Genomic DNA, 12,812 nt, shown 5'->3' with positions numbered 1-12,812 from the left:
ACATGGTTAGCGCCGCCAGCTCATGGTCATGGATACCGAGTCGGCATAGCGCAGCGCGTGAAGTTTATCGATCTCCACTTCAGCATATGTGACCCAGTGATGTTCGCATGCGATATTCAGCACATCCTGAGTTAATTTTTCCAGCAGCGAGAAACGACCATTCTCAAGATGGCTAATGATGCGTTTGGTAATGGTGCGGTAGTTCAACGCATCATTAATGTCCTCGCTGTCGCGCGCTTTATCGGCAGGGTAGTGAATGGCCACATTCACTACCACGTCCTGGCGGTTGGCGATCTCTTCCTCTTTAATACCAATAAAAGTACGCAGGCGCAGGTTCTTAATACGAATAATGGCGTCTGGTTGAGACATTGCAGGCTTCCTCCGTGGTTTAAGTCCTGCAATCATACAACAAAGCGCGACGGGCGAGCAGGGGGTTAATAAGGCTGAATTTTTAGCATCGCTTCCACCGTCGCCGGCCGCTGCTTAATGCGCTCATACCAGTTATGCACCGCCGGATAGTTCGCCAGATCGATCCGCTGGCGGACATGGCAGTTTACCCAGGGCCAGGCGGCGATGTCGGCGATGCTGTAGTGGTCCCCGCCCAGCCACGGGCTGGATCCCAGGCGGTGATTCAGTACCCCATAGAGTCGCTGGGTTTCCACCTGAAAACGCTCAATCGCGTAGGGCACGGTTTGCGGCGCTGAGTGGGAAAAATGCTGATTTTGCCCCAGCATCGGCCCCAGGCCGCCGACCTGCCAGAACAACCACTGCAGGGTGGTATAGCGCGCCCGCAGCTCCCCGCTCAGCAGCTTGCCGCTTTTTTCTGCCAGATAGAGCAGGATGGCGCCGGACTCGAAGACGCTCAACGGCGCGCCGCCGTCGGCAGGCATGTGGTCGACGATAGCTGGAATTTTGTTATTCGGCGAAATCGCCAGAAACTGCGGATGAAACTGCTCCCCTTTGCCAATATCGACCCGAATTAGCCGATAGGCCAGCTGCGCCTCTTCGAGAAACAGGGTGATTTTGTGGCCGTTTGGGGTGGGTGCATAGTAGAGATCGATCATAATATTTCCCGCCGTCGTGGGTCGCAAACTGATCGAGTATAGGTGAAGCTGCGCGACCCGGGAAAAAATCCGCGAGCGGGGCGCCAGCCACGCAGCGGACGAGCAGTGACATCGCCGGTAAGACAGGCTATGTTGGTTTATTGCCCTGTCTACCAACCCTGAGGAAGTTATGAGCCAGCCTGTGATTACCCTGTGGTCCGATGCCGATTTTTTCTCACCGTACGTGATGTCTGTTTATGTCGCGCTGCAGGAAAAGAGCCTGCCTTTTAGCCTTAAAACCATCGACCTGGGCAGCGGCGAACATCTGCAGGCCGGCTGGACGGGCTATACCGCCACCCGTCGCGTACCGCTGCTGGAGGTTGACGATTTCGCGCTGAGCGAGTCTTCGGCGATTACCGAATATCTCGATGAGCGTTTCGCGCCGCCTGAGTGGGAGCGCCTTTATCCACACGATCTGCGAAAGCGGGCCCGCGCCCGGCAGATCCAGGCCTGGCTACGCAGCGATCTGGTGCCCATTCGTGAAGAGCGATCCACCGCCGTGGTGTTTGGCGGGGTGAAAATGCCGGCGCTCAGCGAGGCAGGCAAGCGGTCGGCGGAAAAACTGTTTGCCACCGCTACCACGCTGCTGGCCCACGGCGGGCAAAATTTATTCGGCGAATGGTCTATTGCCGATGCCGACCTGGCGCTGATGCTCAATCGTCTGGTTCTCAATGGCGATGAGGTGCCGGAGGCGCTGGCGGATTATGCGACTTTCCAGTGGCAGCGGGCCTCAATCCAGCGTTACGCGGCGCTTTCCGCCAAACGCGGAGGCTGATAACCCGCCGCGCTTCCGCTATCATAGAGGCATCGTAACCAGTGGAGATGGAACCTATGAAGCTGATGTTTGCCTCCGATATTCATGGTTCGCTACCTGCGACGGAACGCGTGCTTGAGCGGTTCGCGCAAAGTGGCGCCAGGTGGCTGATCATCCTCGGCGATGTGCTTAATCACGGGCCACGCAACGCGCTGCCGGAAGGCTATGCGCCGGCGGAGGTGGCCGAGCGGCTGAACAGCGTGGCGGAGCGCATCATTGCGGTTCGCGGTAACTGCGACAGCGAAGTGGATCAAATGCTGCTTCGTTTTCCCATGACCGCGCCCTGGCAGCAGGTGCTTGGCGAAGGCTACCGCTTGTTTCTGACCCACGGTCATCTTTATAGCCCGGACAATTTGCCACCACTTGCCGCTGGCGATGTCCTGGCGTATGGCCATACTCATATTCCGGTTGCTGAAAAACGCGGGGCGTTCTCTCTGTTTAATCCAGGCTCAGTGAGTATCCCAAAAGGGGGATATTCCGCCAGCTATGGGCTACTGGATGAGGGGCGTCTGCAGGTTTTAGCACTCAATGATAATCAGGTTATTGCAGAGGTCGCAATTTACCCGTAATTTAGCCCTCAATCATAAAGACGCGCCGCAAGAGCGCTTTTAAAGTAAGGTTTCCTGATGGCGGAACAGAATCATTTGGCAAGCACAGAATGGGTCGATATTGTTAATGAAAACAATGAGGTGATAGCACAGTCCAGCCGCGAGCAGATGCGCGCGCAGTGCCTGCGCCACCGGGCGACCTATATCGTCGTTCACGACGGAATGGGGAAAATTCTGGTGCAGCGACGCACCGAGACAAAAGACTTTCATCCGGGCATGCTGGATGCCACCGCCGGCGGCGTCGTGCAGGCTGATGAGCAGCTACTGGAGTCGGCCCGTCGCGAGGCGGAAGAGGAGTTAGGCATCGCCGGGGTGCCGTTTGCCGATCACGGCCAGTTCTACTACGAAGATAAATTCTGCCGCGTCTGGGGAAGCCTGTTCAGCTGCGTCTCCCACGGGCCGTTTGCCCTGCAGGAAGAGGAGGTGAGCGAGGTGTGCTGGTTAACGCCGGAAGAGATCACTGCCCGTTGCGATGAGTTCACGCCCGACTCGCTGAAAGCGCTGGCGCTGTGGATGACCCGTAACGCCGGCAACGAGTATGATGACGTGGAAGAGAGCGAGCGCGAATAAACGCGCTAACGCGTGGCAGCAACTGCTGTTCGCCTCCTGACAAAAAAAGGCAGCCATCTGGCTGCCTTTTGCTTTCTCTCAGCGGGCGATTACTTCTGCTGCTGAGCTGACTGGATCGCGGTCAGTGCGATGGTGTAGACGATATCGTCAACCAGCGCGCCACGAGACAGATCGTTGACCGGCTTGCGCATACCCTGCAGCATCGGCCCGATGGAGATCAGGTCGGCAGAGCGCTGTACCGCTTTGTATGTGGTGTTACCGGTGTTCAGATCCGGGAAGATGAACACGGTCGCGCGGCCAGCTACCGGCGAGTTCGGCGCTTTGGATTTCGCGACGTCAGCCATCACCGCGGCGTCATACTGCAGCGGGCCGTCGATCATCAGGTCAGGACGTTTTTCCTGCGCCAGACGGGTCGCTTCGCGGACTTTTTCTACATCGCTACCCGCGCCGGAAGTACCGGTGGAGTAGGAGAGCATCGCCACGCGCGGTTCGATGCCGAAGGCAATCGCGGAGTCAGCGGACTGAATCGCGATTTCCGCCAGCTGCTCTGCGGTCGGATCCGGGTTGATCGCGCAGTCGCCGTAAACATAAACTTGTTCCGGCAGCAGCATGAAGAACACGGAAGAGACCAGCGAGCTGCCCGGTGCGGTTTTGATCAGCTGCAGCGGCGGACGAATGGTGTTGGCGGTGGTGTGTACCGCGCCGGACACCAGGCCATCGACTTCGTCCTGTTCCAGCATCAGGGTGCCGAGAACCACGTTATCTTCCAGCTGCTCGCGGGCGACGGCTTCGGTCATGCCCTTGTTCTTACGCAGTTCGACCAGGCGAGCCACGTAGCTTTCGCGCACCACTTCCGGGTCGACGATTTCGATACCGGCGCCCAGCTCAACGCCCTGCGCTGCTGCAACGCGGTTAATCTCATCCGGGTTGCCCAGCAGCACACAGGTGGCGATCCCGCGTTCGGCGCAGATGGCTGCAGCTTTCACGGTACGCGGCTCGTCGCCTTCCGGCAGAACGACGCGTTTGCCGGCTTTGCGCGCCAGCTCGGTCAGCTGGTAGCGGAAGGCTGGCGGAGAGAGACGACGGCTGCGCTCGGAGGTCGCGGTCAGCGATTCGATCCAGTCGGCGTTGATGTAGTTGGCAACGTATTCCTGAACTTTCTCAATGCGCTCGTGATCGTCAACCGGTACTTCGAGGTTGAAGCTCTGCAGGCTCAGGGAGGTCTGCCAGGTGTTGGTGTTGACCATAAACACCGGCAGGCCGGTGGCGAAGGCGCGTTCGCACAGCTTGCTGATGCGCGCGTCCATTTCATAGCCGCCGGTCAGCAGGATGGCGCCGATTTCCACGCCGTTCATCGCTGCCAGGCAGGCGGCAACCAGCACGTCAGGACGATCTGCGGAAGTAACCAGCAGCGAGCCTGCGCGGAAGTGCTCCAGCATGTGCGGGATGCTGCGCGCGCAGAAGGTCACGGATTTCACGCGGCGGGTGTTGATATCGCCTTCGTTGATGATGGTCGCATTCAGGTGATGGGCCATGTCGATCGCGCGGGTGGCGATCAGATCGAAGCTCCACGGTACGGCGCCCAGCACCGGCAGCGCGCTGCCTTTTTGCAGCTGAGCCGGGTCGATCTTCACGACTTTCGCTTTGGATGAGTCGTCGAAAATTTCCGACAGGTCAGGACGGGTACGGCCCTGCTCGTCGACCGGCGCGTTCAGTTTGTTGATGATAACGCCGGTGATGCTGGTGTTTTTCGCGCCGCCAAAACTGTTGCGGGTCAGTTCAATACGCTCGTTCAGCTGTTCTGGCGTATCGGTACCTTGCGACATGACGAAGACGATTTCCGCGTTCAGGGTTTTGGCGATTTCAAAGTTCAGCGCCTGAGCGAACTGATGCTTACGGGTCGGCACCAGGCCTTCCACCAGCACCACTTCCGCGTCCTGGGTGTTCGCGTGATAGTTGGCGATGATCTCTTCCATCAGCACATCTTTCTGATTGCTGGAGAGCAGAGATTCAACGTGGTTCATCTTCAGCGGTTCAGCAGCGGTGGTGGTGGAGGAGCTGGCGCGAACGATGGTGGTGGTCTGGTCCGGGGCATCGCCGCCGGAGCGCGGCTGGGCGATAGGTTTAAAGACGCTCAGACGAACGCCTTTGCGTTCCATAGCGCGGATCACACCGAGGCTGACGCTGGTCAGACCTACGCTGGTACCGGTAGGAATTAACATGATAGTACGGGACACGGTATATCCTCTTTCGTTACCGCCAGTATCAGGCGGGATACAAAACAGCACCACCAGCGACCCGTCATACTCCACGTTGCACGTGCGTTGGCTCTACTTGCTCACCCCGGTCGCGTATGCGCCGGGGTTCTGCTGTGTCGCCGCCTTCCTGCAGCGCGAAGTATTGCGGGTCAGGGCTGGCGGTGTGGAATTATGCGGTCAGACGGCTGGCGTCTTGCGCGATGACCAGCTCTTCGTTGGTCGGGATAACCACGGCAGGACGGGTGCCTTCTTTGTTGATGAAGCCAGACTTGCCGAAGCGGGCAGCCAGGTTACGCTCATGGTCAACTTCGAAGCCCAGTACGCCCAGTTTGCCCAGCGACAGCTCACGCACCATCGCGGCGTTTTCACCGATGCCACCGGTGAAGACCACGGCGTCGAGACGGCCGTCCATCAGCGCGGTGTAGGAGCCGATGTATTTCGCCAGGCGGTGGCAGTAGACGTCCATCGCGCGTTTAGCGTCGGCTTTTTCCTGGTAGTTGTCTTCTACGTAGCGGCAGTCGCTGGTGACTTCGGTCAGGCCCAGCAGGCCGGACTCTTTGGTCAGCATTTTGTTGATGGCGTCAACGCTCATGCCCAGGGTGTCGTGCAGATGGAAGATGATTGCCGGATCGATATCGCCGGAGCGGGTACCCATCACCAGGCCTTCCAGCGGGGTCAGACCCATGGAGGTGTCAACGCATTTGCCGTTACGAATAGCGGAAACCGAACCACCGTTGCCAAGGTGGCAGGTGATGATGTTCAGCTCTTCAACCGGCTTGTTCAGGATCTTAGCGGCTTCCTGAGTCACGTAGAAGTGGCTGGTGCCGTGTGCGCCGTAACGACGAACGCCGTGCTCTTTGTACAGGCTGTACGGCAGGGCGTAGAGATAGGATTCTTCCGGCATGGTCTGGTGGAACGCCGTATCGAATACTGCCACGTTTTTGTCTTTCAGGTGCGGGAAGGATTTCAGCGCTTCAGCGATGCCGATCAGATGTGCCGGGTTGTGCAGCGGTGCGAAGGACGCCGCGTCTTTAATGCCCTGAATCACGGACTCGTCGATGACGACGGAGCTGGTGTATTTTTCACCGCCGTGGACGATACGGTGGCCAATTGCGGTCAGCTGAGCAGACAGTTCTGGTTTTTGTGCCAGAATAGTGTTAACGATAAAGTTCAGTGCTTCGCTGTGCGCGGCGCCCGCGCCTAATTCGGCTTCTTGTTTGCCGCCGTCAATTTTCCATTTGATACGGGCTTCTGGCAGGTGGAAGCATTCCGCTAAACCGGACAGGTATTCGTCGCCGTTAACGGCGTCAAGGATAGCAAATTTCAGAGAGGAGCTACCGCAGTTCAGAACCAGTACTAACTTACTCGACATGGAAGTACCTTTTTATGATACGTGGCTAAAAAAACGTCAGTGTGTCATTAGCGTAGCGCAGGATGACCTCGACATTTATGATTAACATCATGCCTTGTTCTGTTTTCAGGCACGATGAGATAAGTACATTTGATTTTATGCCATTTTGCATAATTTTCAGCCAATGGCAGAATATGCGATAATTTGACTAGCCTGGCAAAAGAGTCTATCCGCCCTTTCAGGCGGGCACAGGATACCTGATTGCGGCATCCTTTGCCAAAATCTTTTGAACGATGTCATGCATAGTTGGTGTTTTGCACGAATTTTTTAAGTTTTATATGTAAAGTTGAGGTAAAGCCATGTCGACCCCTGAGAAACGCCCCGTTAGCTTCTTTAGCTTGTTCAACCGCGGGCAGCACTACGCGAAGACCTGGCCTCTCGACAAGCGCCTCGCGCCGGTATTTATTGAAAACCGCATCATTCGTGCCACCCGCTACGCCATCCGCATCATGCCGCCGATCGCCATTTTCACCCTCTGCTGGCAGATAGCGCTGGGCGGCCAGCTGGGGCCCGCCGTGGCCACTGCGCTGTTTGCACTGAGCCTGCCGATGCAGGGGTTATGGTGGTTGGGTAAACGTTCAGTGACGCCGCTGCCGCCTTCCATTCTTAACTGGTTCTACGAAGTACGCGGCAAACTGCAGGAGGCGGGGCAGGCGCTGGCGCCTGTCGAAGGCAAGCCCGATTATCAGGCGTTGGCTGACACGCTTAAGCGCGCCTTCAAACAACTCGATAAAACTTTCCTTGATGATTTGTAATTCACTACGGAAAACGCATATAAAAGAAGGCGCATGATTTATGCGCCTTCTTTATTTCACGCCCTACCGTGCTACAGGAGTCACAACATGGAAATGACCAATGCGCAGCGTCTGATTTTATCCAATCAGTACAAGATGATGACGATGCTCGACCCGGACAATGCGGAGCGCTACCGTCGTCTGCAAACCATCATTGAGCGTGGGTATGGGCTGCAGATGCGTGAACTGGACCGCGAGTTCGGCCAGCTGACGGAAGAAACCTGCCGTACCGTAATCGACATCATGGAGATGTACCACGCGCTACACGTCTCCTGGACCAACCTGAAAGATGCGGCGGGTATCGACGAGCGTCGGGTCACCTTCCTCGGATTTGATGCCGCCACCGAAGCGCGTTTTCTCGGCTACGTGCGCTTTATGGTCAACGTTGAAGGCCGTTACAGCCACTTTGACGCCGGCACCCATGGCTTTAACTCGCAGACCCCGATGTGGGAGAAATATCAGCGGATGCTGAGCGTCTGGCACGCCTGCCCACGCCAGTATCATCTGAGCAGTAACGAAATTAACCAAATCATCAATGCCTGAGGGAGGTGCCCGTGCAGTGTAAAGGTTTCCTGTTCGATTTAGACGGGACGCTGGTGGATTCCTTGCCGGTGGTGGAGCGTTCATGGTGCAAATGGGGGGATCGTTTCGCCATTGACCATGATGAAATTCTCAGTTTTATTCACGGCAAGCAGGCCATTACCTCCATTCGCCATTTTATGCCGGGTCGCAGCGAGGAGGATATCCAGGCCGAATTCCGTTATCTCGAGCAGATGGAAGCCACTGATATCGAAGGCATCGTCGCTCTACCGGGGGCGTTAGCCCTGCTGAATACGCTCAATGAGGCCGGGATCCCGTGGGCGATTGTCACCTCCGGCTCGATTCCGGTTGCCCATGCGCGTCACCGTGCGGCGGGCCTGCCGATGCCGGAGGTGTTTGTCACCGCTGAGCAGGTGAAGCATGGCAAGCCGGCGCCGGACGCCTATCTGCTGGGCGCCGAGCGGCTGGGTCTGCCTGCCGGGGAGTGCGCGGTGGTGGAAGATGCGCCGGCGGGGCTCCTCTCCGGACTGGCGGCCGGCTGTCGCACTATCGCGGTCAACGTGCCCGCCGATGCCCCCCGTCGGGATGAAGCTGACCTCGTGCTGAGCAGCCTGGAAGATCTGGTGGTTGAACGCCAGACTGACGGCGTGGTAAATGTGCGTCTTAAAGCATAAACCCATGATTTCGCCCCGCGTCGTCGGGGCTTTTTTATGCCACTATGTCGACTCCCACTTGTGACAAGGAAACGTTGTGAACGGTGAATTGATTTGGGTTTTATCCCTCCTGGCCATCGCGGTTGTGCTGTTTGCTACCGGTAAGGTGCGCATGGATGCTATCGCCCTGATGGTCATTGTCGCCTTTGTCCTCAGCGGCACGCTGACGCTGACTGAAGCTTTTTCCGGGTTCAGCGATCCTAACGTGATCCTGATTGCCGCCCTGTTTATTATCGGCGACGGCCTGGTGCGTACCGGGGTGGCCACCAAGATGGGCGCCTGGCTGGTGAGCGTGGCAGGTAACAGCGAAACCAAAATGCTGATCTACCTGATGCTCACCGTCGCCGGGTTGGGCGCGTTTATGAGCTCCACCGGCGTGGTCGCCATTTTCATTCCGGTGGTCCTTAGCGTCTCGGCGCGGATGAATACCTCACCCTCGCGGCTGATGATGCCGCTGAGCTTCGCCGGGCTTATCAGCGGGATGATGACCCTGGTGGCGACGCCGCCCAACCTGGTGGTCAACAGTGAACTGCTGCGCGAAGGACTGCACGGCTTCAGTTTTTTCAGCGTCACGCCGATTGGCCTGGTGGTGCTGATCCTGGGCATCGTCTATATGCTGGCGGTGCGCTTTATGCTGAAGACGGATAATGGCGATTCCGCGCGCGATGGGCGAAAAAGAAGTACCTTTCGCGATTTGATCCGCGAATATCACCTCACCGGCCGCGCTCGCCGGCTGGCGATCCGACCCGGTTCGCCGATGATCGGTCAGCGGCTGGATGATTTAAAGCTGCGTGAGCGCTACTGTGCCAACGTGATCGGCGTTGAGCGCTGGCGGCGGTTCCGTCGGGTGATTGTTAACGTTAATGGGGTCTCGGAATTTCGCGCCCGCGACGTCCTGCTGATCGATATGTCTGCCTCCGATGTCGACTTGCGCCAGTTCTGCGGCGAGCAAATGCTCGAGCCGATGGTGCTGCGCGGGGAGTATTTTGCCGATCAGGCGCTGGATGTGGGGATGGCGGAGGTGGCGCTGATCCCGGATTCAGAGATGATAGGCAAAACGGTGCGTGAGATAGCCTTCCGCACCCGGTTTGGTCTCAATATCGTCGGCATGAAGCGCGATGGCAAAGCGATGGATGGTTCCGTGGTCGATGAGCCGCTGCAGCTCGGCGATATTCTGCTGGTGGTCGGCAACTGGCGGCAAATTGCCCTGCTGGCGAAGCGCGGCCGGGATTTCGTGGTGCTCAATATGCCGGTTGAGGTTGATGACGCTTCGCCGGCCCACAGCCAGGCTCCGCACGCGATTTTCTGTCTGGTGCTGATGGTGGCCCTGATGCTGACGGATGAAATCCCCAACCCCATCGCCGCGATCATCGCCTGTCTGCTGATGGGCAAATTCCGCTGTATCAACGCCGAAAGCGCCTACAAGGCGATCCACTGGCCGAGCATCATTCTGATTGTCGGGATGATGCCGTTCGCCCTGGCGTTGCAGAAAACCGGTGGGGTGGATCTGGTGGTTAAGGGACTAATGGACGTCGCCGGAGGCGAGGGGCCTTATCTGATGCTCGGCTGCCTGTTTGTGATGTGCGCGGCGATAGGCCTGTTTATCTCTAACACGGCCACCGCGGTGCTGATGGCGCCTATTGCCCTGGCGGCGGCGAAGTCGATGGGTGTGTCGCCTTATCCCTTTGCCATGGTGGTGGCGATGGCGGCTTCGGCGGCGTTTATGACCCCGGTCTCTTCGCCGGTTAATACTCTGGTGCTTGGCCCGGGTAAGTACTCATTTAGCGATTTTGTCAAAATCGGCGTGCCCTTTACCGTGCTGGTGATGGTGATCTGCGTTCTGCTGATCCCGGTGCTCTTCCCGTTTTAAGATATGCAGGCCGGGTAGGGGGCGACCGCTGCCCGGCCTGAAAAATTACAGCGGCGAATCCTGGCTGATTTCATCCAGCGACAGCTGGAAGCTCGGGACAAACACCTGCATAAAGTAATCCATCTCCGCGCTGCGCCGCGACGCCAGCGTTTTTTCCAGACGGCCTTTGGCCAGCAGAAATTCGTTGTTGCCCGCCGACAGCTCTTCGAGGCATTTCAGGTAGGCGCAGAGAGCGTCAGCCTGTTTGACGATCGACTGCTCTTCCTCACTGTAATGATGCTCGTCAATCAGCGGTTCGAAAATATCGCGCAGCTCGTCAGGCACCATATCCACTAGCTTCTGCTGGGCGATTTTCTCAATCGCCTTATATTCCTGAGCAATCTGTGAATTAAAATATTTCACCGGGGTAGGGAGATCACCGGTTAAAACCTCGGAGGCGTCGTGGTACATCGCCAGCAGGGCGATACGCTCTGGGTTGACCTGGCCGCCAAATTTGCGGTTTTTAATCGCCGCCAGCGCGTGGGCGACCATCGCCACCTGCAGGCTGTGCTCGGAGACATTTTCGGTGCGCACGTTGCGCATCAGCGGCCAGCGGTTAATCAGTTTCAGACGGGAGAGGTGGGCAAAGAAATGACTCTGACTCATAGGAACCCTTAATCAGTGACAACATCGGGTTCCATTGTGCGCAGGGATCGCCGCCGGATGCAAATGCCGGCGGCAGCACGACTAAAGCTGATGGTAGCCGGAGAGGAAGCGGCCAAAGCGGGAGATCGCCATCTCCAGGTCGTCTTCGCGAGGCAGGGTCACAATACGCACGTGATCCGGCCACGGCCAGTTAAAGGCAGTACCCTGCACCAGCAGCACTTTCTCCTGCAGCAGGAAATCGAGCACCATTTTCTGGTCGTCGTGAATATTGAAGCGTTTGGCGTCAATTTTCGGGAACATGTACAGCGCGCCTTTTGGCTTCATGCAGGAGACGCCCGGAATATCGTTGATCAGCTCCCAGGCGCGGTTGCGTTGTTCATACAGACGCCCGCCGGGAATGATGAATTCGCTGATACTCTGGTAGCCGCCCAGCGCGGTCTGGATAGCATGCTGGGCCGGCACGTTGGCACACAGACGCATCGAGGCCAGCATTTCCAGTCCTTCGATATAGCCTTTCGCGTGTTTTTTCGGGCCGTTCAGCACCATCCAGCCCTGACGGAAGCCGGCGACGCGGTAAGTTTTCGACAGTCCGTTGAAGGTCACCGTCAGCAGATCCGGCGCCAGAGCGGCAATCGAGTGATGCTGGGCTTCGTCGTAGAGGATCTTGTCGTAGATCTCATCGGCGAAAATAATCAGGTTGTGCTGGCGGGCGATCTCCACGATCTCCTGCAGCAGCTCTTTGGAGTAGACCGCGCCGGTGGGGTTGTTGGGGTTGATGATCACGATCCCGCGGGTGCGAGGCGTGATTTTGGCGCGGATATCGTCAAGATCCGGAAACCAGTCAGAGGATTCGTCACACAGATAGTGCACCGCTTTACCACTGGAAAGAGACACCGCCGCCGTCCACAGCGGGTAGTCCGGAGCGGGAACCAGCATCTCATCGCCACTGTTTAACAGCGCCTGCATCGCCTGCACAATCAGCTCGGACACACCGTTGCCGATGTAAATATCTTCCACGGTGACATCGCGCATTCCCCGTGCCTGGTAATGCTGCATGATAGCTTTACGCGCCGAGTACAATCCTTTCGAATCGCAGTATCCCTGGGCGGTAGGCAGATTGCGGATGACGTCGACGAGGATCTCGTCAGGGGCTTCGAAGCCGAAGGGCGCCGGGTTGCCGATGTTCAGTTTCAGAACCTTATTGCCTTCTTCTTCAAGACGTTTCGCTTCTTTCAGAACCGGTCCGCGGATGTCATAACAGACGTTCTCTAACTTGCTGGATTTTTCGATGGGGGACATGAATCTTGACCTTTTAGCTGTTATCGCCACTCCCTGCCGTGGAAGTCAGCACGGAACAATGTACTCCGCCTCCCCGCTGTTTTGAAGGCTTTGCAGGAGAAGATTTTGCTAATGCAGGATTTTAAGCGTAATTGATTTATCTGTTGGTTGCTGGTTTTTCCTATTGTTTATGCCTTTTCATGGCATT

General features: G+C 57.3%; 13 protein-coding genes. 7 read left to right on the top strand and 6 right to left on the bottom strand.

What is annotated here, in order from left to right; genetic code table 11:
• Positions 1-6 precede the first annotated feature (6 nt).
• Both folX and yfcG read right to left on the bottom strand, forming a co-directional pair.
• Positions 7-369 (bottom strand): dihydroneopterin triphosphate 2'-epimerase, encoded by a 363-nt coding sequence (gene folX, locus ABLU50_RS22770; RefSeq protein WP_002913200.1) that lies wholly within the window; start codon positions 367-369, stop codon positions 7-9.
• Between the two features lie 65 nt (positions 370-434).
• Positions 435-1,064: a GSH-dependent disulfide bond oxidoreductase gene (yfcG, locus tag ABLU50_RS22765; RefSeq protein WP_004201763.1), complete on the bottom strand. Its 630-nt coding sequence runs from the start codon at positions 1,062-1,064 to the stop codon at positions 435-437.
• A 169-nt stretch (positions 1,065-1,233) separates the two neighbouring features.
• Between yfcG and yfcF the strand changes: the two genes are divergently transcribed.
• The 3 genes from yfcF to yfcD are packed head-to-tail and all read left to right on the top strand — an operon-like array spanning position 1,234 to position 3,095.
• Positions 1,234-1,878, top strand: a complete 645-nt coding sequence (gene yfcF / locus ABLU50_RS22760) for a glutathione transferase (protein WP_049116683.1) — start codon at positions 1,234-1,236, stop codon at positions 1,876-1,878.
• A 56-nt stretch (positions 1,879-1,934) separates the two neighbouring features.
• On the top strand, positions 1,935-2,486 hold the full coding sequence (gene yfcE / locus ABLU50_RS22755) for a phosphodiesterase (protein WP_004201761.1): 552 nt from the start codon (positions 1,935-1,937) through the stop codon (positions 2,484-2,486).
• Positions 2,487-2,543: 57 nt separating this feature from the next.
• Positions 2,544-3,095 (top strand): NUDIX hydrolase YfcD, encoded by a 552-nt coding sequence (yfcD, locus tag ABLU50_RS22750; protein ID WP_087832060.1) that lies wholly within the window; start codon positions 2,544-2,546, stop codon positions 3,093-3,095.
• An 89-nt stretch (positions 3,096-3,184) separates the two neighbouring features.
• On the opposite strand, the gene pta is transcribed toward yfcD, so the two are convergent.
• A complete protein-coding gene (gene pta, locus ABLU50_RS22745) occupies positions 3,185-5,332 on the bottom strand; it encodes a phosphate acetyltransferase (protein ID WP_004201759.1) in 2,148 nt (715 codons plus the stop codon).
• Positions 5,333-5,522: 190 nt separating this feature from the next.
• A complete protein-coding gene (gene ackA / locus ABLU50_RS22740) occupies positions 5,523-6,725 on the bottom strand; it encodes an acetate kinase (RefSeq protein WP_004201756.1) in 1,203 nt (400 codons plus the stop codon).
• 338 nt (positions 6,726-7,063) lie between these two features.
• On the opposite strand from ackA, the gene yfbV reads away from it, so the two are divergent.
• The 4 genes from yfbV (at position 7,064) to ABLU50_RS22720 (ending at position 10,681) form a co-directional block, all read left to right on the top strand.
• Positions 7,064-7,519, top strand: coding sequence for a terminus macrodomain insulation protein YfbV (gene yfbV / locus ABLU50_RS22735; RefSeq protein ID WP_002913194.1), 456 nt, complete (start codon positions 7,064-7,066; stop codon positions 7,517-7,519).
• Positions 7,520-7,606: 87 nt separating this feature from the next.
• Complete coding sequence (locus ABLU50_RS22730) at positions 7,607-8,101, top strand: YfbU family protein (protein WP_004201754.1); 495 nt, start codon at positions 7,607-7,609, stop codon at positions 8,099-8,101.
• A gap of 11 nt (positions 8,102-8,112) precedes the next feature.
• On the top strand, positions 8,113-8,772 hold the full coding sequence (locus ABLU50_RS22725) for a sugar phosphatase (RefSeq protein WP_004201751.1): 660 nt from the start codon (positions 8,113-8,115) through the stop codon (positions 8,770-8,772).
• A gap of 76 nt (positions 8,773-8,848) precedes the next feature.
• Positions 8,849-10,681, top strand: a complete 1,833-nt coding sequence (locus tag ABLU50_RS22720; protein WP_048325231.1) for an SLC13 family permease — start codon at positions 8,849-8,851, stop codon at positions 10,679-10,681.
• Positions 10,682-10,726: 45 nt separating this feature from the next.
• Here the strand turns inward: ABLU50_RS22720 and yfbR are convergent, their stop codons facing one another.
• The gene (yfbR, locus tag ABLU50_RS22715; protein WP_004201749.1) at positions 10,727-11,326 is read right to left on the bottom strand and encodes a 5'-deoxynucleotidase; all 600 of its coding nucleotides are present in this window, start codon (positions 11,324-11,326) and stop codon (positions 10,727-10,729) included.
• Positions 11,327-11,407: 81 nt separating this feature from the next.
• Positions 11,408-12,625, bottom strand: a complete 1,218-nt coding sequence (gene alaA / locus ABLU50_RS22710; protein ID WP_004201748.1) for an alanine transaminase AlaA — start codon at positions 12,623-12,625, stop codon at positions 11,408-11,410.
• Between the last annotated feature and the right edge of the window lie 187 nt (positions 12,626-12,812).

Source organism: Klebsiella sp. GG_Kp173, assembly GCF_040062415.1.
GTDB classification, from domain to species: domain Bacteria; phylum Pseudomonadota; class Gammaproteobacteria; order Enterobacterales; family Enterobacteriaceae; genus Klebsiella; species Klebsiella quasipneumoniae.
Note: the sequence above shows the minus strand (reverse complement) of the source record. Positions and strands in the feature narration are given on the sequence as shown.

What these genes read in the sequence shown, in the direction of transcription:
- yfbR (WP_004201749.1), bottom strand. Translation starts at nt 11,326, where the DNA reads ATGAGTCAGAGTCATTTCTTTGCCCACCTCTCCCGTCTGAAACTGATT.
- folX (WP_002913200.1), bottom strand. Translation starts at nt 369, where the DNA reads ATGTCTCAACCAGACGCCATTATTCGTATTAAGAACCTGCGCCTGCGT.
- ABLU50_RS22730 (WP_004201754.1), top strand. Translation starts at nt 7,607, where the DNA reads ATGGAAATGACCAATGCGCAGCGTCTGATTTTATCCAATCAGTACAAG.
- ackA (WP_004201756.1), bottom strand. Translation starts at nt 6,725, where the DNA reads ATGTCGAGTAAGTTAGTACTGGTTCTGAACTGCGGTAGCTCCTCTCTG.
- yfcF (WP_049116683.1), top strand. Translation starts at nt 1,234, where the DNA reads ATGAGCCAGCCTGTGATTACCCTGTGGTCCGATGCCGATTTTTTCTCA.
- yfcG (WP_004201763.1), bottom strand. Translation starts at nt 1,064, where the DNA reads ATGATCGATCTCTACTATGCACCCACCCCAAACGGCCACAAAATCACC.
- yfcD (WP_087832060.1), top strand. Translation starts at nt 2,544, where the DNA reads ATGGCGGAACAGAATCATTTGGCAAGCACAGAATGGGTCGATATTGTT.
- alaA (WP_004201748.1), bottom strand. Translation starts at nt 12,625, where the DNA reads ATGTCCCCCATCGAAAAATCCAGCAAGTTAGAGAACGTCTGTTATGAC.
- yfbV (WP_002913194.1), top strand. Translation starts at nt 7,064, where the DNA reads ATGTCGACCCCTGAGAAACGCCCCGTTAGCTTCTTTAGCTTGTTCAAC.
- yfcE (WP_004201761.1), top strand. Translation starts at nt 1,935, where the DNA reads ATGAAGCTGATGTTTGCCTCCGATATTCATGGTTCGCTACCTGCGACG.